Source organism: Kitasatospora purpeofusca, assembly GCF_036010405.1.
In the GTDB taxonomy this organism is placed as follows: Bacteria; Actinomycetota; Actinomycetes; order Streptomycetales; family Streptomycetaceae; genus Kitasatospora; species Kitasatospora purpeofusca.
Genome location: NZ_CP108561.1, coordinates 2,683,298 through 2,709,070 on the forward strand (window position 1 = coordinate 2,683,298; position 25,773 = coordinate 2,709,070).

A 25,773-nucleotide genomic window follows, 5' to 3' on the forward strand; every position below is an offset into this window, starting at 1 on the left:
GGTCCGTCGGGCTCAGTAACCGGAGCCGCCCGAGGTGGCGGCGGCCCGGTCGCCGGCGGGGGTCACCGCGAACCAGACGCCCTGGACGCCCTGGCCCTTGGTGTCGCCGGGGTTGTGGTCGGGGGCGTAGCGGTAGAGCGGCCAGCCGGCGAGGGTGAGTTGCTTGCTGCCGTCGGCCCGGGTGACGGTGCCGACGAGTTTCGCGTCGATGCCGTTGACGGTGGCCGTCGTGCCGTCGGCCGGGGCCGCGGCCGGGGGCCAGAGGGTGGCGCAGTCGCCGGCGCAGGTGGCGGTGGGCGGTGTGGCGCTGTCCTTGTCGAAGCGGTAGAGGGTGAAGCCCGCACTGTCGGTGACGACGGTGCCGAGCCGGGCGGCGGTGGTGGTCCGCAGGGTGGCGGCGGACGTGCCCGGTACGGCGGGGGCGGAGGAGGACGCGGGCGGGTCGGCGGGCGGCGAGCCGCCGGAGGAGGCGGAGGAGCCGCAGCCCGCGACGAGGGCGGCGGCGGCGAGCACGGCGAGGCGCCCGGGCCCGTGAACGGAACCGGTCGGGCCTTCGGTACGGGTACGGCGGGTGTTGCGCATGGTGACCGCTCCCCGGTCGGTGGGTGGGCACGTCGGTGCCTGACACCCTCCGGTACGGACGCGGGCCCGATTCCGCTCGACGAACCGCGCGGCAGGGTCCGCGGAATAGCACGCGGACAGCAGCCGTTGTCGGGGGCGCATGGCCTGGATCGCCACCACCGGAAGGGCAGGAATCGCGAGATGAGCAGCACGGTCGAGCTGACCAAGGAGAACTTCGACGACATCGTCCCCGGTGAGGGCGGCAAGGATTTCGTCCTGATCGACTTCTGGGCGGCCTGGTGCGGCCCGTGCCGGCAGTTCGCGCCGGTCTTCGAGAAGGCCGCCGAGCGTCACCAGGACCTCGTGTTCGCCAAGGTCGACACCGAGGCGCAGCAGGAGCTCGCCGCGGCGTTCGGGATCCAGTCGATCCCGACGCTGGCGATCATCCGGGAGGGCGTGCTCGTCTTCTCCCAGGCCGGGGCGCTGCCCGAGCCGGTGTTCGAGGATCTGATCGGCCAGGCCAGGAAGCTGGACATGGACGAGGTCAAGCGGCAGGTGGCGTCGGAGCAGAACGGCGCGCCGAAGGTCTGACGGCCGGTCGCCCGTACGGCGGGCCCCGGGGCGGTTCGTCCGCCCCGGGGCCCGCTGTCGCTTTTCTTCGGCGGACCGTCACGCGTTCGGAGGGCTCGGTGCCGGTCAGCCGTCGGCCGGGCCCGTCCCGTCCTCCGTCCAGTCGGCGAGGCGGGCGGCCAGCGCGCGGACCTCGTCGCGCAGGGCGGCGGGGCGGCGGACGGTGAAGGGCCAGCCGAGACCGGCGAGCAGCACGGCCATGCCGTCGAGGCGCTCGGCCCGGGCGCGGAACAGCACCCTGCCGTCCTCGGTCGCGGTGACCGTGCCGACGGTGGGCGGGATGCGGTGGCGGGCCTCGTCCAGGCCGGTGGTCAGGACGACCTCGATCTCGTGCTGCCACGGCACCGAGGCGAGTGATTCCAGGACCCTCCGCACCGGGTCGGCGTCCGCGGGCGGCTCGAAGCCGGTCCCGCCCGGGTGGACGGAGCGGATCCGGTCCAGCCGGAAGGTCCGCTGCTCGCCGCTGCGGTGGTCCAGCCCCGTGGTGTACCAGCGGCCGGAGTGGAAAACCAGTCCGTACGGGTCGAACTCGCGCTCGCTGGGCGTGCCGGCGCGGTCCCGGTAGTCGAGCCGGACCCTGCGGCTGCGGCGCGCGGCTTCGGCGAGCGTGAACAGCTCCGAGGCGGCCGGGCTGGGGCCGGTGGCGGGCGCGGCGGTCAGTCCGAGGGTCTGCTCGACGGCGGCGACCTGGTCGCGCAGCGCCGGCGGCAGCACCCGCTGGACCTTGGCGAGGGCCGACTCCCCGGCCTGCTCCCCCACCGACAGTCCGGACCGGCGTCCGGCCAGCAGCCCGAGGACCACCGAGGCAGCCTCGTCCCCGGTGAGCATCAGCGGCGGCAGCCGGTAGCCGGGCAGCAGCCGGTAGCCCCCGTAGCGGCCCCGGTCGGCCTGGACGGGGATGCCGAGTTCGGCGAGCCGGGCCGCGTAGCGGCGCACGGTGCGGACGTCGACGTCCAGCCGCTCGGCGAGGTCGGCGCCGGTGAGGCCGGGGCGTGCCTGGAGCAGTTCGAGGAGGGCGAGGATGCGGCTGACCGGGTGCTCCACCGTGCTCCGCTCCTGTTCTCCCGTGCGGCCCGGACGGTTCGGACGGCCCGGACGGTTCGGCCGGACGCCCGCGCAGCCCGGACGGTTCGGCCGGAGGGCAGTGGGCGGGGCTGACGGCCGGGTGGTCGAACCGGCGGCAAATCCGGTCGAGTTCTGTCCGGTTGCCATTCTAGGGTCGGGGTCACGACGGGCGGCCGGGTGGCGGTCAGGACCGGGCCCGGGCCCAGCACAGGCATTCCAGGAGAGGACCGTCCCATCATGAGCACTTTCGTACTCGTCCCCGGTTTCTGGCTCGGCGGCTGGGCCTGGGAGGCGGTGGCCGAACCCCTGCGCGCCGCCGGGCACACCGTGCACGCGGTGACCCTGCCCGGGCTCGCCGAGCGGGCCGGCGAAGCCACCGCGGAGACCGGCGCGGAGGCCCAGATCGCCGATCTCGCCGAACTGTTGGTCCGCGAGGACCTCCGGGACGTGGTGCTGGTGGCGCACAGCGGCGGCACCGTCGCCGTGTCCGGCGCGGCCGACCGGGTGCCGGACCGGATCCGGCGGGTGGTCTACGTCGACTCCGGCCCGCTGGCCGACGGCGTCGCGCTCGCGGACCTCTGGGAGCCGGACCAGCGTGCCGCGATGGAGGCCATGGTGGTGGACGGCCGGTGGCTGCCGCTGCCGTCCTGGGAGGTGCTGACCTCCGACGGCACCTCCGTGGAGGGCATCGACGAAGCCGGGCTGGCGCGGTTCCGCGAGCGGGCCACGGCCCAGCCGGCCGGGACGTTCTCCGAGCCGGTGCGGCTGACCGGCGGGGCGGACAAGCTGCCGAAGGCCCTGATCTCCTGCTCGATCCCGCTGGGACAGCTCCGGGAGATGATCGCCGCCGGGCACCCGTACTTCGCGGCGCTCGGCGGGGCGGAGTGGGAGCTGCGCGAGGTGCTGACCGGGCACTGGCCGATGTTCTCCCGGCCGGCCGAAACGGCGGCGGCGCTCGCGGAGTTGGCGGCGCTCGGGTAGGTCGTGCCGTTCGGACCGCTCCGGGTGGCCGCCGCACCGTACCTCCGTGCGGTGCGGCGGTCACCGGGGTGTGAAGGGGTTGTCCGGACCGGCGCCTCGCCCGCGTGTTCGGCTGCGTCGGGCGGTCCGGTCGGCGCAGGATGGGCACGGCACGACGGCACCACGGCACGGGGCACCACGGCACGGTGCACGAGGCGCACCGGCACCGGAGCGCCACCGGCCCGTCCGCGGGCCCGTGTTGTCCGCCCGAACAACAGCACCGATCCAGAGCAGCGAGGAGCACGTATGACCTCCCCCCAGTCCCCCGCCCCCGAGGAGTTCGACGTCATCGTGATCGGCGCGGGCCCCACCGGCGAGAACGTCGCCGACCGGACGGCCTCCGCCGGGCTGCGCACGGTGATCGTGGAGAGCGAACTGGTCGGCGGCGAGTGCTCGTACTGGGCCTGCATGCCGAGCAAGGCGCTGCTGCGCCCGGTGGCCGCGCTGGCCGACGCCCGCGCGGTGGCCGGTTCCCGGGAGGCGGTCGGCGGCGGGGCGCTGGACGCGGCCGCGGTGCTCGCCCGGCGGGACTCGTTCGCCTCGCACTGGCAGGACGACGGCCAGGTGCGGTGGCTCCGCGACACCGGCATCGAACTGGCCCGGGGCCACGGCCGGCTGGCGGGCGACCGGCAGGTGACGGTCGAGTCGGAGGACGGCGGTGAAAGGTTGCTGGTGGCCCGGCACGCCGTCGCGATCTGCACCGGGAGCCGCCCGGTGCTGCCGCGCGATGTGACCGGACTGGCCGACGCCCGGCCGTGGACCAACCGCGAGGCGACCGGCGCACCCGCCGTCCCCCGGCGGCTGGCCGTGGTGGGCGGCGGGGTGGTCGGCGTGGAACTCGCCACCGCCTGGCGGGCGCTCGGCTCCGAGGTGGTGCTGCTGGTCCGCGGCTCCGCGCTGCTGCCCCGGACGGAGCCGTTCGCCGGCGAGCTGGTCGCGGACGGTCTGCGGGACCTCGGGGTGGACCTCCGGTTCGGGACGGAGGTGACCGCGCTGGAGCGGCGGGCGGTGGCCGGGGCGGACGGGGCAGACGGGGCAGAGGGCGCCGACCCTGCGGAGGGCCCGTCCGAGGTCACGCTCACCCTGGGCGACGGCGGGCGGCTGACCGTGGACGAGGTGCTGTACGCCACCGGGCGTGCCCCGCGCACGGCCGACGTCGGCCTGGAGCAGGTCGGTCTGCACCCCGGCGACTGGCTCGACGTGGACGACAGCTGCACCGTGCTCGGTGTCGACGGCGCATGGCTGTACGCCGCCGGGGACGTCAACCACCGGGCGCTGCTCACCCACCAGGGCAAGTACCAGGCGCGGATCACCGGCGCGGCGATCGTCGCCCGCGCCCAGGCGCGCCCGCTGGACACCGAGCGCTGGGGCGCGCACGCCGCGTCCGCGGACAGTGCCGGCGCGCCCCAGGTGGTCTTCACACAGCCGGAGGTAGCCGCCGTCGGTCTGACCCTCGACGCCGCCGAACGGGCCGGACTGCGGGTCAAGGCGATCGACCACGACCTCGGCGCCGTCGCCGGGGCCTCGCTCTACGGCGACGACTACCGGGGCCGGGCCCGGGTCGTCTTCGACCTGGACCGGGAGGTGCTGGTCGGCGCGACCTTCGTCGGCCCCGGCGTCTCCGAACTGCTGCACTCGGCGACGATCGCGGTGGTCGGCGAGGTGCCCATCGACCGGCTGTGGCACGCGGTGCCCGCCTATCCGACGATCAGCGAGGTCTGGCTGCGGCTGCTGGAGGGCTGCCGGGGCTGACGGCGGCCGGTTTCCGGTGGCCGGTGGTGCGGCGCCCGGGCGTCCCGGGCGCCGCACCACCGGCCCCGTCCTCGGTCGGGCGCGGCGTCCGGCGGCGGTCCGCACCGGCGCGGCGAGATGTGGCGGGCCCCCGACAGCGGGACACTGGCCCGGGAGGGGTGTCCGAGGGGGCCGTTTCGCCGACCGGGTGGTGTGTGGCAATGACCGAGGTGCTGTTGGCCGTCGGGACCGAGAAGGGCCTCTTTCTCGGCCGCAGTCGTGACCGGCTGGACTGGGAGTTCAGCGGGCCGCACTTCCGGATGAACGCGGTCTACTCCGTCGCCGTCGACCGCCGCGGCGGCCGGACCAGGCTGCTGGTGGGCGCCGACAGCAGCCACTGGGGCCCGTCGGTGTGGCGCTCGGACGACCTCGGCGCGAGCTGGTTCGAGCCGTCCACCCCGGCCATCCGCTTCCCGGAGCACACGGGCGCCTCGCTGACCCGGGTCTGGCAGCTCCAGCCGGCCGGCCCCGAGGCCCCCGACGTGGTCTACGCGGGCACCGAACCCGCCGCGCTGTTCCGCTCTGCGGACGGCGGCGAGACCTTCACCCTGGTCGAGTCGCTGTGGGACCACCCGCAGCGCACCGAGTGGGGCGCCGGCTACGGGGGCCAGGGCCTGCACACCGTCCTGTGCGACCCGCGCGACCCGGAACGGCTGCTGGTCGCCGTCTCCAGCGGCGGCGTCTACCGCAGCAAGGACGGCGGCGGCAGCTGGGAACCCTCCAACACCGGTCTGCGGGCCGAGTTCCTGCCGGAGGAGAACCAGTACCCGGAGTTCGGCCAGTGCGTGCACAAGATCGCCCGGGACGCCGTGAACCCTGACCGGCTCTACCTCCAGAACCACGGCGGCGTCTACCGCAGCGACGACGGCGGCGCGAGCTGGCGCTCGATCGCCGACGGCCTGCCCGCCGACTTCGGCTTCGCGATCGCGGCCCACCCGCACCGCGCCGACACCGCGTACGTGTTCCCGCTCGGCGGCGCCGACGACCGGATCCCGCCGGGCCGCCGCTGCCGGGTCTTCCGCACCGACGACGCCGGCGACAGCTGGCAGGCCCTCGCCGAGGGCCTGCCCGGCGAGGACCACTACGGCGTCGTACTGCGCGACGCGCTGCGCACCGACGACCTCGCGGCGGCCGGCATCTACTTCGGCACCCGGACCGGCGAGGTCTACGCCAGCAACGACGAGGGCGCGCACTGGTCGCCGGTGCTCTCCCACCTGCCGGACGTGCTCTGCGTCCGCGCGGCGGTGATCGCGGACTGAGCAGGCCGGGGCCCGGGGGTGGCCGACCACGGGGTTCGGGGACGGCCGGGCTCAGGTGTCGTACTCGCCGTCCCAGGGAGCGTGGAAGCCGAGGCCGTCGGGGTAGAGCTCGGCCCAGTCGTCCTCCGTCGCTTCCTCGTCGTGCCGCTCTGTCACCAGGCCGAAGCGGCAGCCGTCGACCAGCACCAGGAAGGGCGCGACCGCGATGTCCCCGAACTCCCGCTCCGGCAGGGCGTCCAGCCACTCCCGCAGCAGTTCCTCGGCGGTCTTACCGGTACCGGTGCCGAACTCCTCGGGCACCGCCTCGATCCGTGAGCCGAGGTGCCGCCCGCCCGGGTCGAACCGGTGCAGCACCGCGTACCAGGCTCCGTCGTCGGAGTCGGAGGACCCCTCGGGGCTGGCGTAGCAGACGGAGGCGAAGAACTGGCCGCCCCGGCAGCGGCCGATGGTGTCGGTGCGGTAGCCGGGCTCGTGCAGGATCGGGACGACCTCGGGGACGCTCATGCCCGGAACGCTGAGCGTCGCCACCGACAATCCGGCCACGTCCTGACCGATTCGCCGCCCCGGTCGGCCGGTTGACCGGCAGTCGGTTGATCCCGGGCGGATCGTTCACCGAGCATGGCGGGACGACAGGGCGTACCCGAGGGTGCGCCGACGGGCGAGGATCGGACGGACGGCGTGGCGCAGACGGGGAGCGACTGGCAGTACGGGTACGGGGCCGACGGGGTCGCCGTGGTGCGGTTCGAGCGGGGGGAACGGGAGGGCCGCCCCTGGGCGGACCGGCTGGAGGTGGTCGACCCGGGCACCGATCCCGCCGCCCTGGCCGCCTTCGTGCGGACGGAGCTGGCGGGCTGGGTGGTCTCCGGACCGGTCCGGCTCGGGGAGGAGCTGGTGCGCCAGGGAGCCGCGGTGCTGCGCCACGGCCACACGATGCACCGGGACCTCACCGACGCTCCCCCGCCCGGGGGTTGGGAGGTCTGGGCGGAAACCCCGCTCCGGGACGGGTTCCGGGCCGTCCCCTGCGACCGGGGGGCCGAGGCGCTCGTGCCGGCCTCCCGGGCGGCCTTCGGCCCCGGCCACCCCGACCACCGACCGGACGAGGGCCGGGACGACCGGTCCTCGGTGCGGAGGATCGCCGAACTGCTCTCCGGGCAGGTGATAGGACCCCCGCTGTCGGCCAGCAGCCTGGTCGTGGACGGTAGCGACCTGGTGGTGGCCGGTGCCGTCGTCACCGACTGGGACGGCCTGCCCTGGATCGCCCACGTGTTCCGCCACCCGGCGCACGGCTACCCCGGTCTCGGCCGCGACCTGCTGCGCCGGGTGGTCGCCGAGGTCGCCGCCGGTGGCGCCGCCCGGATCGGACTGGCCGTGACCGAGGGCAACCGGGCCCGGCAGCTCTACGAGGAGCTGGGTTTCACGACGACGCACAGCTCGCTGACGGTCGTCGTCCCCTGAATCGCGCGGGGTCGCCCCCGCCGTCCTGGAACCGGCCTCAGGGGCGGGCCAGTTCCAGGACGGCTATCCCGGCCAGTACGGCCGCGCTCGCCGCCATCCGCAGCCGCCCGAGCCGCTCCCGGAAGACCACGGCGGCGATCAGCGCGGCGATCACGATGCTCGTCTCGCGCAGCGCCGCGACGGTGGCGAGGTCCCCCCGGGACTGCGCCCACACCACCAGCCCGTAGGCGGTCAGTGACAGCACTCCGCCGAGCAGCCCGAACGGCACCGCCGGACCGGCCCCGGCCAGCAGGCCCGGCCCGCGCCGGACCCGGGCGATCAGTGCCAGGACCGGCCCCTGGAGCAGGAACAGCCAGGCGACGTAGCCGCCGACCGTCCCCGCGTGCCGGACGCCGCCGCCGTCGGACACGGTGTAGGCGGCGATCATCACCCCGGTGCCGAGCGCCGCCGCGAGCGCGGGCAGCTGGGCCCGGCCGGGGATCCCCTTGGCGAAGGCCAGACCGACCAGCCCGCAGGAGATGACGGCCACCCCGAGCAGCTCCCCGACCCCGGGCGACTCGCCGAGGAGGGCCACCGACAGCACCGCCACCAGCAGCGGCGCCGAACCGCGCGCGATCGGGTACATCTGCCCGAAGTCCCCCAACTGGTAGGCCCGCAGGAGCAGCAGCTGGGACGTCACCTGCATCGCCACCGAGGCCAGCAGGTAGGGCCAGGCGACGGCCGCCGGGAACGGGTTGAGCAGCACCAGGACCACCGCGCAGGCGGTGTACGCGAGGTTGATCAGGGTGAACCCGACCAGCTTGTCCTCGATCCGGTGCGCCAGCCCGTTCCACACCGCGTGCAGAACGGCGGCGGTCAGAACGGCCACGGGAACGGCGGCGGCTGCCACGGCGGGGCTCCCCTCCTGAGGACGGAACGACGTAACGACGGAACCGACGGAACCGGCAGAACGACGGAACGGCAGAACGGTGGATCCGCGGGCCGGCGGAGCACCGACCCTCGGAATCCCGTTCCACGTTACACTGCTTCCATGGAAGAGCATTCCGATTTTTCTCCACTGGAGTCCCAGCTGGCCGCCCACGTCCGCGCCCGGCTGGGCGAGCTGCGCGGCAGCGAGGAGCGGGTCGCCCGGGTGGTCCTCGCCCGGGGCGCCGACCTGGTCGGCCTGAGCGTGAGCGATGTCGCCGAGCTCGCCGGGACGGCGCCGTCCTCGGTGGTCCGCGCCTGCCAGCGGCTCGGCTTCCGGGGCTACCAGGAGCTGAAGATCGCGGCCGTCCGCCAGGCCCCGGCCCTGGCGCCGGACACGTCCGACACCCGGGACCCGGCCGCCCGCGCCCTCGCCGACACCGTTCGCGCCGCCCGGGAGGCGCTCGACGGCATCACCACGACGCTCGCCGTCGACGAGCTGCGGGCGGCGGCCGAGGTGCTGAACGCCGCCGACCACGTCCTCCTCCTCGGCGAGGGGCTGTCCGGCGCGGTGGTCCTGGACGCGGCCTACCGGCTGCGCGCCCTGGGCCTGCGCACCGACGCCCCCGCCGACCCGAGCACCGCGCAGCTGGCCGCCGCGCAGCTGACGTCCGCCTCCGCCTGCCTGGCGGTCAGCCACACCGGGGCGACCCGCACCGTGGTCGACGCCGCCCGCCACGCCCGCGGCAACGGCGCCGCGGTGGTGGCGGTCACCAGCTACGCCCGCTCCCCGCTCGCCGAGGCCGCCACCCGCACCCTGGTCGCCGGCGGCCAGGACCTGGTCTTCGGGCTGGAGACCACCGCCAGCCGGATCGCCCACCTGACGGTCGTGGACGCGCTGACGCTCACCCTGCTCGCCCTGCGCGGCGAACCGGCCGAGCAGGCCCTGCGCCGCTCCGCGGACGTCACCGCTGACCAGATGTACTGACGGCACCCCGCGCGGCGCCCAAAGCGGCAGCCGACGCGGCACCCCGGGCGGCGTCCGACGCGGCGTCCGGCGCGGCGTCCGGCGCGGCGTCCGGCGCGGCGTCCGGCGCGGCGTCCGGCCGGTGGAACGACGGCCGGGCCCGTCGGTGCCGGTGTGTAGGCTCGCGGGCATGGCAAGGGTGACGCGGGACGACGTGGCGAGGACGGCGGGGACGTCGACGGCGGTCGTGAGTTATGTGATCAACGACGGGCCCCGGCCGGTGGCGGCCGCGACCCGGGCCCGGGTGCTCGCCGCCGTCGAGGAGCTGGGGTACCGGCCGAACCGCGTCGCGCAGGCCATGGCGCGGCGGCGGAGCGACCTGATCGGCATGGTCGTGCCGGACGCCCGTCAGCCCTTCTTCGCCGAACTCGCCCACACCGTGGAGCGGGCCGCCGCCGAGCGCGGCAAGCTGGTGCTGATCGGCAACTCCGACTACGCGAACGAGCGCGAGGCCCACTACATCCGCGCCTTCCTGGGCATGCAGGTGGACGGTCTGATCCTGGTCACCCAGGACCCGTCCGCCCCCGGCGTCGCCCGGGCGGACGCCCCGGACGGGACGCCGGTCGTGCTGCTGCACCACCGCGCCGAGACCGAGCACGGGCTCGCGGTCGTCGCGGACGACGAGGGCGGGGCGCGGGAGGTCGTCGGCCACCTGCTCGGGCACGGCCACGCCACGGTGCACTGCTTCGGCGGCACCTTCTCGCTCAGCCCGAGCGACCCGGTCACCGTCCGCACCGCCGGCTGGGCCGCCGCGCTCGCGGCGGCCGGGCTCACCACCGAGGGCCGACTGGTCGGCGCGCCCTTCGACCGTGTCCGCGCGCACCGGGAGGCGCTCGCGCTGCTGGCGCGCGCCGCCCGGCCGACGGCCGTGTTCTGCGCCACCGACGATCAGGCGATCGGCCTGTTGCGGGCCGCCGACGACCTCGGCCTGCGGGTGCCGGAGGACGTCGCGGTGGCCGGGTTCGACGACATCGCGGAGGCCGTGATCGCCGGGCCGCCGCTGACCAGCGTGGCCACCGCGCAGGAGGAGATGGCGCGCGCCGCCGTCGACCTGGTGCTCGGTGCGCGCGCCGACGGGGAGCCGACGCCCACCACCGGGGCCCGGATGTTCCCGGCCCGGATGGTGGTCCGGCGGTCCTGCGGCTGCACCGGCGCCTGAGGCCGGGCCCGGACGGGGGCTTTACGCGCGGCCCGGAGCACCGCCCGGAGCGCCGTCCGGCGGGCCGGGCGGCCCGGCCATGAGGTGCAGGTTCTCGTGGCCGTCCGGGGCCAGTACCCGGTCGTGGTTGAACGCGGAGATGCCGGCCCAGAACGCGCCCCGTTCGAACATCGCCTTCTCGTAACCCTCGACGGCGGCGTCGAGGGCCGCCGCGGTCGACGCCTCCCAGCGGGCCGGCGGAGCCAGCACGGGGGCCACCGCGAGCGCGAGTTCGGCGGCGTCCCACATCGCGAGGTTGACGCCCTGCCCGGCGAACGGGGACATCAGGTGCGCCGCGTCCCCGACCAGGGTGACGCCCGGGCGGCGCGACCAGCGCAGGCCGACCGGCAGCATCTCCAGCGGCTGGGTGCGCAGGGTGTCGTCGCAGGCGGCCAGGGCGTCCCGGAACTCCGGTGCCCAGTCGGCGAAGTGCCGGGCGACGGCGGCGCGGGTGCCCGCCGGGTCGTCCGCGGAGAGGCCGGCCACCCGCAGCCAGTCCTCGGGGCTGCGGAAGAAGGCGTAGACGCGGATCCGGCCGTCACTGTTGCGCTGGAGGACCAGGCCCTTGTTGTCGTGGAACGCGAACAGGCTGCCGTTGCCCACCGCGGCGGCGGCCCCGGGGGCGGTCCGGTCGGCGTCGGGGATGCCCAGCTCGACCAGGCTGACCCCGGTGTAGTGCGGCTCCACCGGGGTGAGCAGCGGGCGGACCCGGGAGTGCGCGCCCTCGGCGCCGACCAGCAGGTCACAGAGCTCGACGGCGCCGTTGTCGAAGTGCAGCCGGTGCCGGCCGTCGCCGAGCGGCTCGGCGCGGTCGAGGCGGTGGCCCCAGCGGACGGCGTCGGGGGCGAGCGAGTCCAGCAGCAGTCCGCGCAGGTCGCCCCGGTCGATCTCGGGGCTCTCCCCCGGGTCGGCCCCTCCCGGCGGACCGGACCCGTCCCCGGCGCCCGGACGGCCCGGCGCACCGGCGGCGTCCGGAGCGGGCCCGGCGCCGAAGCCGCGGGGGGCGGCGCCGTGCTTGTCGACGATGCGGAACTCCGTGCCCTCGGTCCTGGCCCTCGCCCAGAACTCCTCGGTCAGGCGCGCCTCCTGGAGGGCGCGCCGGCCGGTGTCGCCGTGCAGGTCGAGAGTCCCGCCCTGGCCACGCACGTCCCGGTCGGGCTCGCGCTCGTACACGGTGGCGGCGATGCCGTGGACCTGGAGGATCCGGGCCAGGGTGAGGCCGGCGGGGCCGCCGCCGATGACGGCGATCCTCGCGGTCGCCCCGACCCCACCGGTCGTTCCGGTCCTTGCTGTCGTTCCGGTCATGCTGCGCAGTTCTCCTTCTGGGACGGGGGAGACCGCAATCGGCCGTGAAGCCGTCCCAGTCTGCTGGGCCGGGCGCCCGGGCAGAAGACCGTAATCGGACGGCGGCGGCCCGTTCGGACCACACCCCGGACCCGTTCGGAGCACCCCGGACCGTTCAGACGCCGGCGCGGGTGAGCCGGCGCAGGACGACGGTCACCACCACGGCGGTGAGCGCCAGCAGCAGACCGGCCTCGACCAGCTGGATCGGCACGAGGTGCGAGGCCGGGTGGTACTGGCCCCAGGAGGTCGGCGCCTCGTCGCAGGCGCTGGCCGCTTCGAAGCACTGGTCGCGCATCAGCCGGGTACCGTCCGCGCGCACCACGCCGTCCTCCACCAGCCAGGCGCCGGCGGGCTTGACGAAACCGCCCATCATGTTGTTGTAGGGCTGCTCCTCCTCGACCAGCGGCCAGAAGAACGGCCGCCAGGCGACCATCACGGCCTGGGAGAGTGCCACCACCACCCCGCTGACCAGCACGGCGGCGACGGTGCGCCGCAGCAGCTGCCCCACCAGCACACCCAGGGCCAGGCCGAACAGCGACCAGGCGACCGGGGCGAGGCCCAGCGCCGGGTAGGTGAAGCCCTGGAACGGGGGGTCGAAGGCCACCGGGCCCCGGTAGATGTCCGACCACCACACCCAGCTGGTCAGCGCGGACAGCACGGCGGTCGCCACCAGCACGGTCCCGCCGGGCACGGCGAGCCGGGTCAGCAGCCAGCGGCGCGGGCTGACGGACTGCGTCAGGACCAGCCGGACGGTGCCGCGTTCGTACTCCTGGGCGAGCAGCGGCCCGCCGAGGAACATGCCGATCAGCACCGGGACCGCGGTGACGGCGGGCTGGACGACGTCGGTGAACATCCGGCTCAGCAGCTCGACCCGGCCGGACCGCACCGCGCACTCGATCCGTTCCCAGGACGCCGGGGTGTAGCAGGAGGTCTCCCGCATGAGCACGATCCGGTCGTGGAGGAGGACGTGCATGGCGATCAGGACGGCCGAGACCAGGACGAGCAGGATCGCCACCGAGCGGATCGCGGGCCGGTTCTGGTGCAGCACCAGCCACAGTGCTCCGCTCGGCCCGCGCCTGCGGCGGGCCGGGGCGGAACCGCCGTTCGCGGCCGGGGCGGCGGCCGGGTGGGGCGGGGTCGCCGAGCCGGACAGGGTGCTGGTGCTCATGCGGCGGCCTCGCGATCGGGGGCGGTGGCGGGCGGGGGCAGCGGGCTGCGGAGGTAGGCCAGCAGCAGTTCCTCCAGGCTCGGCCGGACCGACTCCCACGGCCCGTCGACCGGTTCGCCGGTGTGCAGCAGCGCGGTGACCTGGCGGCCCCGGACCCGCCGCTCCACGGCGGTCCCGGCGGGGAGCTCCGCCCCGTCGGCGATGCCGGTGAGCAGCTGGTGATTGTCGAGGATCTCCTCCGGGTCGCCGGACAGCCGGATCCGGCCCGCCTGCACCAGCAGCAAGTGGTCCATGATGCCGTCGAGTTCGGCCAGGATGTGCGAGGAGAGCAGGATCGTGGTGCCGCGCTCGGCGGCCTCGGCCATCAGGACGCCCATCAGCTCGTGGCGGGCGAGTGGGTCGAGGTCGGCCATCGGCTCGTCGAGCAGGAGCAGATCGGCGCGCTTGCCGAGGGCGAGCGCGAGCGCGACCCGGGTGCGCTGGCCACCGGAGAGCGAGCCGACGCGGGCGTCGAGCCTCAACTCCCCCATGTCGACGACCCGCTGGGCCGCTTCCTCGTCCCAGCCCGGGTTGAGTTCGCGCCCCATGCGCAGGGTGCCCGCCACCGTGAAGGAGGGGTAGAGCGGCTTCTCCTGGGTGACGCAGGCGACCCTGGCCCGCGCCTCCGGGGTGCTCGACGCCTCGCCGAACACCCGCAACTCGCCCTCGGTGGGCTCGATCAGGCGCGCGGCCAGGGCGAGCAGGGTGCTCTTTCCGGCCCCGTTGGCACCGACCACGCCGCAGATCCGGCCGGCCGGGACGGTGAACTCGCAGCCCCGCAGCGCCCACCGGTCGCCCCGGTAGCGCTTGCCGAGCCCCACGGCCTCGACGGCCGGCGTCCCGGCGGACGGCGCGCCGTCCGCCGGGACGGATATCGCGTGCGTCGCCGCTGTCGCGTCTGTCATGCGGCCCCCACCCTCTCTGTTCTGTGCGCCTGCGCGTCTACGCGTCTACGCGGCCGGATCCGCCGGCCCGGTACTCCCGGCGGCGCCGGAGCCCCCGGCAGTACCGGTGCTCCCGGCCGTACCGGTGCTCCCGGCCGTACCGGTGCTCCCGGTGGCGCCGGTCCCGAAGCGCTGCTCCAGCACGGAGGCCATCAGCGCGGAGATGTCCTCGCGTTCGAGTCCGGCCGCACGGGCCTCGTCGACCCACCCCACCAGCCCCGCGCGCAGCGGTCCGTCGGCGGCCGCCTCGGGCCGGGCGAGCGAACGCCGGACGAAAGTGCCGAGACCGGGCCGGGGCTCGACCAGCCCCTCGCGTTCGAGTTCGCGATAGGCCTTCAGCACGGTGTTCGGGTTGATCGCGGTCTGTTCGACCACCTCCCGCGCGGTCGGCAGCTTGTCCCCGGGCTGCAGCACACCGAGTCGCAGCGCCTGCTTGGTCTGCTGCACGATCTGCTGGTAGGTGGAGACGCCGCTGCGCCGCTCGATGCGGTACTCGATCACACCCGCATCACCCTTTCACTAGTTTATTGGTGGAATGGTGGCGGACCGCTGCGCCTCGGTCAAGTCCGACCCACCCCCGGGGGGACGTTCGGGAAAGGTCCTACGAACGGCCGAGCAGCCGCAGGTCACCGTCGTCCACGACCCGGCGGTAGCCGAGCCGCTCGTAGCGGTCGAGCATCCGGAGGGTGTCGGCGATCGCGCAGGGTGCCTGCACGCTCGGGTCGGCCAGGTCGACGACCACCCACTCCGGGCCGCCCCGCACCGCTCCGGGCGAAAGCGTCCCGGGCGATGGCGCCCCGACCGACGGCGTCCCGACCGGCGGCGACTCGACCAGCGGCGGCGACGGCTCGCGGCACACCAGGCCGACCGCGGTCCGTCCGGCCAGTTGCGCGGCGAGGCGGTTGGAGGCGGCGACGGTGGCACCGTCGGGTATCCGGGCGAGCATCGACCGGGCCCGCTCCAGCCGGGGCGAGGTCCCCCAGGCCCCGGGGGCGACGAGTTCGTGCAGCGGATAGACCGGCAGCGTCACCAGGGCGACCAGGCCGGCCACCGCCAGTGCGCGTCGGGCCCGGCGGACGGCCGCCCGGTCCGGTCCTGCCTCCCGGCCCCGCGCCAGCACCCGGCCCGGCCCGGCGAAGGCGCCGGTCCGCCGCACGGCGTCCACCAGGGCCGCCAGCAGCAGCGGCATCAGCACCGCACTGTAGTGGTAACTCACGCCCCAGTAGTGCGAGTTGTCGGCAGCCAGTCGCCAGCCGAGGGTGGGCGCGCAGAGCAGGACCAGCGGCGACCGCAGCCCCAGGAAGCCGGCCGTCGCGGCGGCGAGCCCGAGCAGCAGCCACTTCAGCGGCGGCCAGACCAGCCGGCCCGCGAGCTCCCACGGCGCACCCGCCGCCTCCCGCGTCCCCATCTGGCCCCAGTAGTCGAAGGCCCCGTCCGGATTGAACGAGGGCAGCACCACCAGCACGGTCAGCGCGGTCGCGGCGAGTCCGAAGAGCGCCACCCCGAAGCCCAGCGCCCTGGTCCCGCTGCCCTTCCCCGCCCGGACGAAGACCAGTGCGCCGACCACGGCCACGGTGAGCCCGAGGTCCTCCTTGACCAGGACCAGCGGCAGCGCCCACAGCACCGCGGCGACCGGTCGGCCCCGGCCGAGCGCGGTGGCGGCGAAGGCCAGCAGCGGCACCGCGAACGCGATCTCGTGGAAGTCGTCGGCCACCGCCTCGACGATCCCCCAGGAGGCCCCGGTCAAGCCGCCGACCAGCACGGCCAGCCTCGGACCACCCACCTCGAAGGCCCACCGGGCGAGCGGCACGACGGCCAGCGCCATCAGCACCGCCTGCGCCAGCAGCAGCGTGACGGCGCTCGGGAACAGCCGGTACAGCGGGGCGAGGGTGGCGAGCAGCGGGTGGAAGTGGTCGCCGAGCAGCTGGTAACCGGGCCCCTTGAGCAGGACCACCGGCGCCTCCCCGTGGGCGTAGGCGCGCACCGCCTGTTCGAAGATGCCCAGGTCGTAGGACTGGGTGAGCATCCGCCGGTGCCGGTTGACGGCGACGCAGGCGTAGAGCGCGGCGAACAGTCCGGCCAGCCCCCAGGACAGCGGCCGGGGCCGCCGGAGGGCATGGAGCATCCACATGAGTAACCCACCCTTTCACTACTCAATTAGTGAAAGGGTGGTGGAACCCCGCCGCAGCCGTCAACCCCGACCGCCGCCGGGCGGGGGCTTTCCCGCCCCTGGTACGGGGGTCAACCCCCCTACCGGAAAGGGGGCTTGTCCGGTTCTCCGACCCGCGGCCGGACAGCAGACTTCCTGTCATGAGCCCAGAGCCCACGACGCTTGCCCCACCCGCACCGGTCACTACGGTCACCACCGCCGCCACGGCCGGGCGGGAGCGGGAGGGCAGCGACTTCGCCCAGCTGGCCCGCCGGATCAACGAGGAGGGACTGCTCGACCGGCGCCCCGGCTACTACACGGTGCGCATCGGCCTCACCCTCGCGGCGTTCGCCGGCGGCTGGTACGCCCTGTTCGCCCTGGGCGACACCTGGCTGCAACTCGCCCTGGCCGCCGGCATGTCCGTCGTGTTCACCCAACTCGGACTACTGGCACACGATCTGGCGCATCGTCAGGTCTTCGGCGGGCGACGGGCGAGCGAGATCGGCGGGCGGATAGTCGCCAACCTGCTGATGGGCATGAGCTACGGCTGGTGGATGAGCAAGCACACCCGCCACCATGCCAACCCCAACCACGAGGGCCGGGACCCGGACGTCTCCCCCGACATCGTGGTCTGGTCCCAGCAGCAGGCCCGGGAGGCAAGCGGGGCCGCCCGGTTCATCGGCCGCCGACTGGCCTACCTCTTCCTCCCGCTGCTGTGCCTGGAGGGCCTCAACCTCAGCTGGAACAGCTTCCGCGCGCTGCGGAGCCCCGACATGAAGCGCCCCCGGCTGGAGGGCACCCTGCTGGTCCTCCACTTCGCGGCCTACTTCGGGGTCGTCCTCGCCGCCCTCCCGGCCGGAAAGGCGATCGCCTTCCTCGCCGTCCACCAGGCGCTGCTGGGCATCCTCCTGGGCTGCGTCTTCGCGCCCAACCACAAGGGCATGCTGATGGTGACCCCGGAGATGCGGCTGGACTTCCTCCGCCGCCAGGTGCTGACCTCGCGCAACGTCCGCGGCAACCCGGTGCTCGACACCCTGATGGGTGGCCTCAACTACCAGATCGAGCACCACCTCTTCCCCAGCATGCCGACCCCCGCGCTCCCCCGGGCCGCCCGGATCACCCGCCGGTTCTGCGCGGAGAAGGGCATCCCGTACTACGAGACCGGGCTGCTCCGCTCCTACCGCGAGATCTTCGCCCACCTCCACCGCACCGGCGAGCCGCTGCGCGCCGACCACTGACCGCACCGGTGGCGCTCCCCCGCCGGGGAGCGCGGCCGCGGCTCAGACGAGTTCGGCGGCCAGCAGGTCCATCAGCAGATTGTCGTGCCAGGTGCCGTCGGAGCCGCGCTCGTACTGGCGCATCACCCCCACCGGGCGGAAGCCGACCTTCTCGTAGCAGCGGATCGCCGCCGTGTTGTCCGCCGCCGGGTCGATGATCAGCCGGTGGTAGTGGTGGTCGTCGACGAGGTGGCGGGCCAGGGTGCGGACGGCGTCGGTGCCGTAACCCTGCCCGTGGTGGGCCGGGTCGAGGTAGATGTCCATCCCGGCGTGGCGGTACTCGTCGTCGTTCTCGGCGTACCACTGGACCGCGCCGACGACCCGGCCCCCGACCTCGATCACCAAGGTCTCGGTGCCGGGCTCGGCGAGGTCGGTGGTGACGGCGTCGGCGAGGTCGTCACCACCGCGCCAGCGGGCGAAGACCTCGGGGGTGCGGCGGATGGCGACCAGGGCCGGGATGTCCTCGGCCGAGGCCGGGCGGAGTGTCACGTGCGCGCCGTGCAGATTCGTCCCCATAACAGCGGATGCTTCCATGGAACGCCGCATTCGGCGAGCGGTTATCGCTTTGCACGCACACCGTCCCACCAGCCATGATTCGCCCTCGTGATACGTCTGCTGATCATCCTCCTGGCCTTCGTGGCCTACCTCGTCTACCGCTTCCTCCGGCGGCGCAACCATCTGAAGTGGGCCCGGGAGGGCTTCGACCCGGCGGCCTACGGCATGCCGCCGCGCGAACGGCTCGACCCGACCCGCTCCGGCCCGCCGACCCCGCTGGAGCAGCGCGAGCGCTCGCAGGCGATCGCCGACGCCGCCTGGGCCGGGGACTGGCGCCCGGCGGCCGCGTACGTCGCCGAGGCCGGGGACCACTGGGACGAGCGCTGGTCCCGGCTGGGCCTGCTGGCGGCGGTCGCGGCCGAGGGGGACGGCTGGCTGACCGCCTGGCGCGCCGCCGAACCGGGCGACTGCGACGCCGCCACCCTGGAGGCCAAGCTGATGGTGCACCGCGCCTGGGAGGTGCGCGGCTCCGGCTACCGGCACGAGGTCGGCGACGACGCGATCAACAGCTTCGTCGAGCTGCTGCCGGCCGCGATCGAGGCCGCCCGCCGGGCCGCGCTGCTGGACCCGGCGAACCCGGGCCCGTGGGTGGTGGTCGTGACGGCGGCGCGCGGGGCGCAGTTCACCCCGGAGCAGTTCCAGGAGGCCTGGGACGAGCTGGTGAAGCGCGCCTGGTACCACTACGACGGCCACTGGCAGGCCATGCAGTACTGGTGCGCCAAGTGGTTCGGGTCGAACGACAGGATGATGGCCTTCGCCGAGCAGGCCATGGACGCGGCCCCGCCCGGGAGCCCGCTGGGCGGGATCTACCTGCACGCGCTCGCCGAGCTGGAGGAGCGCCGCAGCATCGCCGGCGCGCTGGCGGCGGACAGGACCAAGTGGCGGATCGACAACCTCGCCGCCCAGCTGCGGCAGGTCCGTCCGGACGACGAGCGGATGCCCCAGCTGCGGCACCTGCTGGCGCACTTCGCCGGCGAGGTGGAGTCCTACGAGGTGGCGCTGGAGCAGTTCCGGGCGATCGGCCCCTGGTGCGGGGCGCAGCCGTGGCTCAAGCAGGACGACCCGGTGGCGGCGTTCGACCTGGCCCGCGCGCTCGCGGTGAAGCGGGCCAAGGCCGAACCGCTGGCGGCCGAGCTGCGCCCGGAGAAGAACGCGGACGTGCGGCACGGCCGCCCGTAGCGCACTCCCGCAGCACGTCGCCCGGTGCCGCGCGCGCGGTAACGGACGGAGGGGCCGCCGCCGGTCGGGGGCCCGCCACCGAATCCGAGCGGGGGGTTTCCCCCAGCAAGGACGGCGGTCCTCCCCAGCGCGCCGCGGGCCCTGCCACGGCGAAGATCAACTCATCGAACGCCGAGGTCATCGGCGGTCCGACGGGTTGAGGAGTGATCACAAGATGGCAGGCAACAAGCGGATCGGGCGGCGCGGACTGCTGGCGGCGACGGCGGCACTGGCCGCCGCGGCGGTACTGGCCCCGGTGGCGGCGGTCGCCGCGCCGGTGGCCCCCGCGGCGGCCGGGTCCGCGTCCGCCGCCACGGCCGCGGCCCCGACGCAGGCGCAGCGCTCCGCCGTGGTGCGCGCGCTGGAGAGCGTCGCCCAGCCGCTGCGGACGACCGAACCGGGCGGCCGCACCGCGGACCTGCGGGCGCTGGGCGCGATGATCGGCGACGCCCGGGTGGTCGGCCTCGGCGAGGCGACCCACGGTTCGCACGAGTTCTTCGCGATGAAGCAGCGGCTGTTCCGCTACCTGGTCGAGGAGAAGGGCTTCACCACCTTCGCCCTGGAGACCAGCTGGACCAGCGGTCTGCAGATCGAGGAGTACCTCCAGGGCGGGCCGGGCGACGCCCGGCAGGTGGTCAAGGAGGCCCTGGGCGGCAGCCCCTGGGACCGCGAGGAGTTCGCCGAGCTGATCGCCTGGATGCGCTCCTACAACCGGAGCCACCCCACGAACCCGGTCCACTTCCTGGGCGACGACATCGGCGCCCCGAGGCTCGGCGACCGGATCTTCGAACGCGTCGCCTCCTACCTGCGCGAGGCCCGGCCGGACGCGCTGCCGCAGCTCGACGGGCTCTACGCCGGACTGCGGCCCTTCGACGACACCATGGCGTACCTGAAGAAGCCGGTCGCCGAGCGCCGGGAGAACGCCGCCAAGGCGCGGCAGGCCCTCGACCTGGTCAGCGCGAGCGGGGCCGGCGGGGACGCCCACGCGTGGGCCGTGCAGCACGCCCGGAACATCGCCGACACCTTCGACTTCGCCGCCCTGGACCTCACCGACCCGGCCTCCGTCTCCGCCGCGGAGCAGCTGCGCGACCGGGCGATGGCGGACAACACCGCCTGGTGGGAGCGCCGCACCGGCGGCAAGGTGCTGCTGTCGGCGCACAACGGGCACACCGGCTACCTGGCCACCGACACCTTCCTGTACCCCGAGCCGCAGGGGTCCCATCTGCGGGACACCTACGGCCGCGACTACGTGGCCGTCGGCTTCACCTTCGACAGCGGCTCCTTCCTCACCAACGACGGGATCCTGACCGACGCCTGGAAGGCCGTCACCGTCCCGCCGGCCACGCCCGAGATGAACGAGCACACCCTCGACCGGGTCCGCTACCGGGACTACTACGTCGATCTGCGCACCGCGCCCCGGGCGGCCCGCGACTGGCTGAACGTCTCCCGCCCCACCTACGAGGCCGGGTCGGTCTACCTCACCGACCCCCGGCCGGAGTTGGCGATCGGCCGGGCCTACGACGTGCTGATCCATCTGAACCGGGTCACCCAGGCCCGGATGTTCTGACCGCCCCGGGTGTGACGGCGGGGGCGGGCCGGACGAGCCGGTGGTCCGCCCCCCGTCGTCGCACCCCTCGGACCCGTCAGCCCACCGCCGCCGCCGCCCGGCCCGCCGCGCGGCCGGAGAACAGGCAGCCGCCGAGGAAGGTGCCCTCCAGGGCGTTGTAGCCGTGCACGCCCCCGCCGCCGAACCCGGCGACCTCCCCCGCCGCGTACAGGCCGCCGACCGGACGCCCGTCGGCCCCGAGGGCGCGGGAGTCCAGGTCGGTCTGGATGCCGCCGAGGGTCTTGCGGGTCAGCACGTGCAGCTTGACGCCGATCAGCGGGCCCGCCGCCGGGTCGAGCACGCGGTGCGGGGCGGAAGTGCGGCTGAGCCGGTCGCCCAGGTAGCGGCGGGAGTTGCGGATGCCCTGGATCTGGGCGTCCTTGCTGAAGGGGTTGGCGATCTGGAGGTCCCGGGCCTCGATCTGGGCCCGCAGCACGGCCGGGTCGAGCAGTGCTTCCTCGGTCAGGCCGTTCATCTTCACCACCAGCTCCTCCAGGGTGTCGGCGACGACGAAGTCCGCGCCGTGGCGCTTGAACGCCTCCACCGGGCGGGGCGCCCCGCTGCCGAGCAGGCGCTCGCGCAGGACGGCCTTGCGGTCCCCGCTGGTGAGGTCGGGGTTCTGCTCCGAGCCCGACAGCGCGAACTCCTTCTCGATCATCCGCTGGGTGAGGACGAACCACGAGTGGTCGTACGGCGCGATGTCCTCGGTGGTGCGCAGGTGCCTGAGCGTGCCCAGGGTGTCGTAGCCGGGCAGGCAGGGCTCCGGCAGCCGCCGGCCGAGGGCGTCGAACCACAGCGGCGACGGGCCCGGGAGGATCCGGATCGCGTGTCCGGGCCAGACCGGGTCCCAGTTCCGGATGCCCTCGGTGTAGTGCCACATGCGGTCGCGGTTGACCAGCCGCACCCCGGCGGCGGCGCTGATGTCGAGCATCCGCCCGTCCACGTAGGCCGGGACGCCCGTGATCATGTTCTTCGGGGGTGTGCCCATGCGCTCCGGCCAGTGGCGGCGCACGAGTTCGTGGTCGCCGCCGATGCCGCCGGTGGTGACGATCACGGCCTGGGCGGTGAGTTCGAACTCCCCGGCCGGCTCGCGGTTGGAGGCGGCGCCGCGCGGCGCCGGGTCCGGCGCCAGCAGGGTGCCCCGCACGCCCGTCACCACCCCGTCCCGGACCACCAACTCGTCGACCCGGTGGCGGTGGTGGAAGGTGAGCAGACCGGCGGCGGCGGCCTGCCGGGCGTCCTGCACGAACGGGCCCACCACCCCGGTGCCGGTGCCCCAGGGGACGTGGAAGCGCGGCACGGAGTTGCCGTGGCCGTCCGCGCGCAGGTCGCCGCGCTCGGCCCAACCCACCAGCGGCGTCAGCCTGATCCCGCGCTCGGTGATCCAGGCGCGCTTCTCGCCGGCGGCGAAGTCCACGTAGGCGCGGGCCCAGCGCACCGCCCAGGAGTCCTCGTCGTCGAGGCGGTCGAAGCGGGCACTGCCGCTCCAGTCGTTCCACGCCAGCTCGACGGAGTCCTTCACGCCGAGCCGCCGCTGCTCGGGGGAGTCCACCAGGAAGAGCCCGCCGAAGGACCAGTGGGCCTGGCCGCCGAGGTTGGCGGCGCTCTCCTGGTCCAGCAGCGCGACCCGTCGGCCCCGCGCGGTGAGTTCGCGGGCCGCGACGAGACCGGCGAGTCCGGCTCCGACCACGATCACATCGGCGACATCGGTGTCCACAACAGCACTCCATCCTTCGGGCGACCGGCCGGTCCGGCCGGTCCGGCCGGGGGTACAGGGAAGACAGGGGAAGCGGAAGGCAGGGGAAGCAGCGGACCGGGAGGACCGGTCAGCGGGGTCCGTCGGCGGACAGCAGGGCGAGCAGCAGCTGCCGGAGCCAGGCCCGGGCGTGCTCGACGTCGCGGTCCAGCAGGAGCTGGGTGGTGACACCGTCGTAGGCGGCGATCACCGCGTGGGCCGCGCCCTCGGCGCCCCCCAGCACCTCGGGCAGCGGGCGTTCGGTGGCCACCTCGGCCAGCCGTTCAGCGATCAGTTCCCGCAGCCGCCGCCGGTGCTCCAGCAGTGTCCGCGCGGTCCGGGGGTCCCTGGCGGCGGCGACGTGGAAGTCCGTCTTGATCAGCAGCCAGTCGCGCTCCAGCAGCAGCACCCCGGTCACCCGGTCGACCAGCGAGGCCACGTCGGTGTCCCCGGCCCGCGCCGCGAGCGCCCCGGTGACCTGGGCGGCGATCAGCTCGGCCCGCTCCTCGTACAGGGCGAAGAACAGCTCCTCCAGGGTGTCGAAGTTCGAGTAGAACGCGCCCCGGCTGTAGCCCGCGGCCTCGCAGACCTCCTCGATCGACACCCGGCCGAACCCCTTGGCCGCGAACACGCCGAACGCGGCCTCCAGCAGCCGGGCCCTCGTCCGTGCCCTGCGCGCGGTCACCCGGACGCCGCCGGGCCCGGGTGCCACCTCTGCCACCTCTGCCGCCCCTGTCGCGTCCGTCGCCGCCACAGCTCCACCTCGATACATCGACGCATCGGATACATCGGTGTATCCGCCGCCACCGTAGCGGACACCCGGCCGGGTCCGATACACCCGTGCGGCTCCGCGTTCGCGCGCCGCCGCGCGGGCGCGCCGGGCGCTCCGGTGGCCGGGGCGGGAATCCGTCGGAAGAATTTCCCGACCGGCTGTCGAAACGGACGCCCTCCGTTCGACGCAGGGGTGAGCGGCGGGGAGAAGCCCCGCCCGCACCGACGAGGAGTGAGTACCGTGCCGCGCTTCATGAGCCTGATCCGCATCGACGAGCAGCAGTCGCAGAACTTCGAGATGGACCCCGCGTTCGAGGAGCGGATGGGGGCACTGTTCGCGGAGATCACCAACGCCGGGGTGATGCTTGACACCGCCGGACTGCTGCCCACCAAGGAGGGCACCCGGCTGCTCTGGGAGGGCGGCAAGGTGACCGCCACCGACGGGCCGTTCACCGAGACCAAGGAGGTCGTGGGCGGCTACGCGATCATCCAGTGCAAGGACATGGCCGAGGCCGTCGAGTGGACCCGGCGCTTCCTGGAGGTCCACCCGGGGAGCTGGACGGTCGGCGCCGAGCTGCGGCAGATCGACGAGGCCGCCACGCCGCCGGAGGCGTGACCGGGCGGGCGGCGGCGTCCCGGGCGAACGGTTTGCCCCCCGGGGTGCCGACTGCTCTGATGGGTGATCGTGACGGAGCGCGACGCGGGTGCGACGGAAGCCGGTGGGGCGGAAGCCGGTGCGACGGAAGCCGGTGGGGCGGAAGCCGGTGCGACGGAAGCCGGTGGGGCGGACACGGCCAGGACGGTCGAGGCCGTGTTCCGGATCGAGTCGGCCCGGATCATCGCGGGGGTCACCCGCATCGTGCGCGACGTCGGCATCGCCGAGGAGCTGGCGCAGGACGCGCTGGTCGCCGCCCTGGAGCAGTGGCCCGGGTCGGGCGTCCCGGACCGTCCGGGCGCCTGGCTCATGGCCACCGCCAAGCACCGCGCGGTCGACCTGGTCCGCCGCCGGGAGACGTACGCCCGCAAGCTCGCCGAGGTCGGACGGGCGCTGGAGGACGTCCCGCCGCCGGAGCCGGCCGGGCCGGACGACATCGACGACGACCTGCTGCGGCTGATCTTCACCGTCTGCCACCCGGTGCTGTCCGCCGAGGCCCGGATCGCGCTGACGCTGCGGCTGCTCGGCGGCCTGACCACGGCGGAGATCGCCCGGGCCGTGCTCTCCTCGGAGCCGACGGTCGCCCAGCGGATCGTCCGGGCCAAGCGGACGCTGGCGCAGGCCGGGATACCGTTCGAGGTCCCGTACGGGGCGGACCGGGCGGCCCGGCTCTCCTCCGTCCTGGAGGTCATCTATCTGATCTTCAACGAGGGGTACTCGGCCACCGCCGGGGACGACCTGCTGCGGCCGGCGCTCTGCGAGGACGCGCTGCGCCTCGCCCGGGTGCTGGCCGCGCTGATGCCCGGGGAGCCCGAGGCGCACGGACTGGCGGCGCTGCTGGAACTCCAGGCCTCCCGGACGGCGGCCCGTACCGGCCCGGACGGCCGACCCGTGCTGCTCGCCGACCAGAACCGGGCCCGCTGGGACCGGCTGCTGATCCGGCGAGGGCTCGCCGCCCTGCTGCGGGCGGGCACCGGCCCGTACTCGGTCCAGGCGGCGATCGCGGCCTGCCACGCGCGGGCCGTGCGCTACGAGGACACCGACTGGCGGACCATCGCCGCCCTCTACGGGCGGCTGATGGCGCTGACGCCGTCCCCGGTGGTCGAGCTCAACCGGGCCGTGGCGCTGTCGATGGCCGAGGGTCCGGCGGTCGCGCTGGAGGTGGTGGACGCGTTGGCCGAGGAGCCGGCGCTGCGCGGGTACCACCTGCTGCCCAGCGTCCGGGGGGACCTGCTGGCCCGGCTGGGGCGGGGCGCGGAGGCGCGGGCGGAGTTCGAGCGGGCGGCGGCGCTGACCCGCAACGAGCGGGAGCGGGAGCTGCTGCTCGCGCGCGCGACGGAAGCCGCCCCGGCCGAGGGCTGAGGCGGGGCGGGGTCGGAGCGGGGTCAGGGCGCGGGCGG

General features: G+C 74.8%; 24 protein-coding genes. 12 read left to right on the forward strand and 12 right to left on the reverse strand.

All coding sequences use genetic code 11. The features are described from left to right. Positions 1 to 12: 12 nt before the first annotated feature. Positions 13 to 582, reverse strand: a complete 570-nt coding sequence (locus OG715_RS11470) for a hypothetical protein (RefSeq protein ID WP_323182258.1) — start codon at positions 580 to 582, stop codon at positions 13 to 15. 180 nt (positions 583 to 762) lie between these two features. Between OG715_RS11470 and trxA the strand changes: the two genes are divergently transcribed. Further along, a complete protein-coding gene (gene trxA / locus OG715_RS11475) occupies positions 763 to 1,152 on the forward strand; it encodes a thioredoxin (RefSeq protein WP_266274961.1) in 390 nt (129 codons plus the stop codon). A gap of 105 nt (positions 1,153 to 1,257) precedes the next feature. On the opposite strand, the gene OG715_RS11480 is transcribed toward trxA, so the two are convergent. Continuing rightward, positions 1,258 to 2,235, reverse strand: coding sequence for a helix-turn-helix transcriptional regulator (locus tag OG715_RS11480; protein ID WP_266274959.1), 978 nt, complete (start codon positions 2,233 to 2,235; stop codon positions 1,258 to 1,260). A 258-nt stretch (positions 2,236 to 2,493) separates the two neighbouring features. Between OG715_RS11480 and OG715_RS11485 the strand changes: the two genes are divergently transcribed. The 3 genes from OG715_RS11485 to OG715_RS11495 all read left to right on the forward strand — a co-directional run bounded on the left by OG715_RS11485 (position 2,494) and on the right by OG715_RS11495 (position 6,326). After that, on the forward strand, positions 2,494 to 3,237 hold the full coding sequence (locus OG715_RS11485) for an alpha/beta fold hydrolase (RefSeq protein WP_266274956.1): 744 nt from the start codon (positions 2,494 to 2,496) through the stop codon (positions 3,235 to 3,237). A gap of 285 nt (positions 3,238 to 3,522) precedes the next feature. Further along, a complete protein-coding gene (locus OG715_RS11490; RefSeq protein ID WP_266274954.1) occupies positions 3,523 to 5,028 on the forward strand; it encodes a dihydrolipoyl dehydrogenase family protein in 1,506 nt (501 codons plus the stop codon). A gap of 200 nt (positions 5,029 to 5,228) precedes the next feature. Further along, a complete protein-coding gene (locus tag OG715_RS11495) occupies positions 5,229 to 6,326 on the forward strand; it encodes a WD40/YVTN/BNR-like repeat-containing protein (protein WP_266274952.1) in 1,098 nt (365 codons plus the stop codon). 51 nt (positions 6,327 to 6,377) lie between these two features. Here the strand turns inward: OG715_RS11495 and OG715_RS11500 are convergent, their stop codons facing one another. Next, positions 6,378 to 6,830 carry a hypothetical protein gene (locus OG715_RS11500; RefSeq protein WP_266274950.1) on the reverse strand — a complete coding sequence of 151 codons (453 nt, stop codon included), beginning with the start codon at positions 6,828 to 6,830 and terminating at the stop codon, positions 6,378 to 6,380. 174 nt (positions 6,831 to 7,004) lie between these two features. Here OG715_RS11500 and OG715_RS11505 point away from each other — a divergent pair, with 174 nt between their 5' ends. Beyond that, entirely contained in the window at positions 7,005 to 7,781 is a 777-nt protein-coding gene (locus OG715_RS11505; protein ID WP_266274948.1) for a GNAT family N-acetyltransferase, read from the forward strand. A 37-nt stretch (positions 7,782 to 7,818) separates the two neighbouring features. On the opposite strand, the gene OG715_RS11510 is transcribed toward OG715_RS11505, so the two are convergent. Continuing rightward, a complete protein-coding gene (locus tag OG715_RS11510; RefSeq protein WP_266274946.1) occupies positions 7,819 to 8,670 on the reverse strand; it encodes a DMT family transporter in 852 nt (283 codons plus the stop codon). A gap of 141 nt (positions 8,671 to 8,811) precedes the next feature. Between OG715_RS11510 and OG715_RS11515 the strand changes: the two genes are divergently transcribed. Beyond that, on the forward strand, positions 8,812 to 9,675 hold the full coding sequence (locus OG715_RS11515) for a MurR/RpiR family transcriptional regulator (RefSeq protein WP_266274944.1): 864 nt from the start codon (positions 8,812 to 8,814) through the stop codon (positions 9,673 to 9,675). 169 nt (positions 9,676 to 9,844) lie between these two features. Continuing rightward, the gene (locus tag OG715_RS11520; RefSeq protein ID WP_266274942.1) at positions 9,845 to 10,873 is read left to right on the forward strand and encodes a LacI family DNA-binding transcriptional regulator; all 1,029 of its coding nucleotides are present in this window, start codon (positions 9,845 to 9,847) and stop codon (positions 10,871 to 10,873) included. 21 nt (positions 10,874 to 10,894) lie between these two features. Here OG715_RS11520 and OG715_RS11525 read toward each other — a convergent pair whose 3' ends face one another. From OG715_RS11525 to OG715_RS11545, 5 genes are all read right to left on the reverse strand, one after another. Continuing rightward, complete coding sequence (locus tag OG715_RS11525; RefSeq protein ID WP_266274941.1) at positions 10,895 to 12,217, reverse strand: FAD-dependent oxidoreductase; 1,323 nt, start codon at positions 12,215 to 12,217, stop codon at positions 10,895 to 10,897. Between the two features lie 154 nt (positions 12,218 to 12,371). After that, positions 12,372 to 13,424: an ABC transporter permease gene (locus OG715_RS11530; RefSeq protein ID WP_266274940.1), complete on the reverse strand. Its 1,053-nt coding sequence runs from the start codon at positions 13,422 to 13,424 to the stop codon at positions 12,372 to 12,374. After that, on the reverse strand, positions 13,421 to 14,368 hold the full coding sequence (locus OG715_RS11535; RefSeq protein WP_266274939.1) for an ABC transporter ATP-binding protein: 948 nt from the start codon (positions 14,366 to 14,368) through the stop codon (positions 13,421 to 13,423). The genes OG715_RS11530 and OG715_RS11535 overlap by 4 nt, the downstream gene beginning before the upstream one ends. Before the next feature lie 45 nt (positions 14,369 to 14,413). After that, entirely contained in the window at positions 14,414 to 14,908 is a 495-nt protein-coding gene (locus tag OG715_RS11540) for a GntR family transcriptional regulator (RefSeq protein WP_266274937.1), read from the reverse strand. 100 nt (positions 14,909 to 15,008) lie between these two features. Beyond that, a complete protein-coding gene (locus OG715_RS11545; protein WP_266274936.1) occupies positions 15,009 to 16,532 on the reverse strand; it encodes a DUF2079 domain-containing protein in 1,524 nt (507 codons plus the stop codon). A 185-nt stretch (positions 16,533 to 16,717) separates the two neighbouring features. On the opposite strand from OG715_RS11545, the gene OG715_RS11550 reads away from it, so the two are divergent. Further along, a complete protein-coding gene (locus tag OG715_RS11550) occupies positions 16,718 to 17,794 on the forward strand; it encodes a fatty acid desaturase family protein (RefSeq protein WP_266274934.1) in 1,077 nt (358 codons plus the stop codon). 42 nt (positions 17,795 to 17,836) lie between these two features. Here OG715_RS11550 and OG715_RS11555 read toward each other — a convergent pair whose 3' ends face one another. Continuing rightward, the gene (locus tag OG715_RS11555; protein ID WP_266274933.1) at positions 17,837 to 18,349 is read right to left on the reverse strand and encodes a GNAT family N-acetyltransferase; all 513 of its coding nucleotides are present in this window, start codon (positions 18,347 to 18,349) and stop codon (positions 17,837 to 17,839) included. A gap of 87 nt (positions 18,350 to 18,436) precedes the next feature. Here OG715_RS11555 and OG715_RS11560 point away from each other — a divergent pair, with 87 nt between their 5' ends. Then, a complete protein-coding gene (locus OG715_RS11560; RefSeq protein WP_266274931.1) occupies positions 18,437 to 19,567 on the forward strand; it encodes a hypothetical protein in 1,131 nt (376 codons plus the stop codon). Between the two features lie 214 nt (positions 19,568 to 19,781). Then, positions 19,782 to 21,173 (forward strand): erythromycin esterase family protein, encoded by a 1,392-nt coding sequence (locus OG715_RS11565; RefSeq protein WP_266274929.1) that lies wholly within the window; start codon positions 19,782 to 19,784, stop codon positions 21,171 to 21,173. Between the two features lie 76 nt (positions 21,174 to 21,249). On the opposite strand, the gene OG715_RS11570 is transcribed toward OG715_RS11565, so the two are convergent. Both OG715_RS11570 and OG715_RS11575 read right to left on the reverse strand, forming a co-directional pair. Further along, positions 21,250 to 22,929, reverse strand: a complete 1,680-nt coding sequence (locus tag OG715_RS11570) for an FAD-binding dehydrogenase (protein ID WP_266274927.1) — start codon at positions 22,927 to 22,929, stop codon at positions 21,250 to 21,252. A 109-nt stretch (positions 22,930 to 23,038) separates the two neighbouring features. Beyond that, entirely contained in the window at positions 23,039 to 23,659 is a 621-nt protein-coding gene (locus OG715_RS11575; RefSeq protein WP_266274925.1) for a TetR/AcrR family transcriptional regulator, read from the reverse strand. Positions 23,660 to 23,959: 300 nt separating this feature from the next. Between OG715_RS11575 and OG715_RS11580 the strand changes: the two genes are divergently transcribed. Then, on the forward strand, positions 23,960 to 24,334 hold the full coding sequence (locus OG715_RS11580; RefSeq protein ID WP_266274923.1) for a YciI family protein: 375 nt from the start codon (positions 23,960 to 23,962) through the stop codon (positions 24,332 to 24,334). Positions 24,335 to 24,529: 195 nt separating this feature from the next. Further along, a complete protein-coding gene (locus OG715_RS11585; protein WP_266274921.1) occupies positions 24,530 to 25,735 on the forward strand; it encodes an RNA polymerase sigma factor in 1,206 nt (401 codons plus the stop codon). Positions 25,736 to 25,773: the final 38 nt, after the last annotated feature.

Excerpts from the sequence above, each read along its gene's own strand:
- OG715_RS11490 (WP_266274954.1), top strand. The coding sequence starts at position 3,523 with ATGACCTCCCCCCAGTCCCCCGCCCCCGAGGAGTTCGACGTCATCGTG.
- OG715_RS11565 (WP_266274929.1), top strand. The coding sequence starts at position 19,782 with ATGGCAGGCAACAAGCGGATCGGGCGGCGCGGACTGCTGGCGGCGACG.
- OG715_RS11520 (WP_266274942.1), top strand. The coding sequence starts at position 9,845 with ATGGCAAGGGTGACGCGGGACGACGTGGCGAGGACGGCGGGGACGTCG.
- OG715_RS11535 (WP_266274939.1), bottom strand. The coding sequence starts at position 14,368 with ATGACAGACGCGACAGCGGCGACGCACGCGATATCCGTCCCGGCGGAC.
- OG715_RS11525 (WP_266274941.1), bottom strand. The coding sequence starts at position 12,217 with ATGACCGGAACGACAGCAAGGACCGGAACGACCGGTGGGGTCGGGGCG.
- OG715_RS11500 (WP_266274950.1), bottom strand. The coding sequence starts at position 6,830 with ATGAGCGTCCCCGAGGTCGTCCCGATCCTGCACGAGCCCGGCTACCGC.
- OG715_RS11495 (WP_266274952.1), top strand. The coding sequence starts at position 5,229 with ATGACCGAGGTGCTGTTGGCCGTCGGGACCGAGAAGGGCCTCTTTCTC.
- OG715_RS11515 (WP_266274944.1), top strand. The coding sequence starts at position 8,812 with ATGGAAGAGCATTCCGATTTTTCTCCACTGGAGTCCCAGCTGGCCGCC.
- OG715_RS11530 (WP_266274940.1), bottom strand. The coding sequence starts at position 13,424 with ATGAGCACCAGCACCCTGTCCGGCTCGGCGACCCCGCCCCACCCGGCC.
- OG715_RS11550 (WP_266274934.1), top strand. The coding sequence starts at position 16,718 with ATGAGCCCAGAGCCCACGACGCTTGCCCCACCCGCACCGGTCACTACG.
- trxA (WP_266274961.1), top strand. The coding sequence starts at position 763 with ATGAGCAGCACGGTCGAGCTGACCAAGGAGAACTTCGACGACATCGTC.
- OG715_RS11555 (WP_266274933.1), bottom strand. The coding sequence starts at position 18,349 with ATGGGGACGAATCTGCACGGCGCGCACGTGACACTCCGCCCGGCCTCG.
- OG715_RS11485 (WP_266274956.1), top strand. The coding sequence starts at position 2,494 with ATGAGCACTTTCGTACTCGTCCCCGGTTTCTGGCTCGGCGGCTGGGCC.
- OG715_RS11545 (WP_266274936.1), bottom strand. The coding sequence starts at position 16,532 with ATGCTCCATGCCCTCCGGCGGCCCCGGCCGCTGTCCTGGGGGCTGGCC.
- OG715_RS11470 (WP_323182258.1), bottom strand. The coding sequence starts at position 582 with ATGCGCAACACCCGCCGTACCCGTACCGAAGGCCCGACCGGTTCCGTT.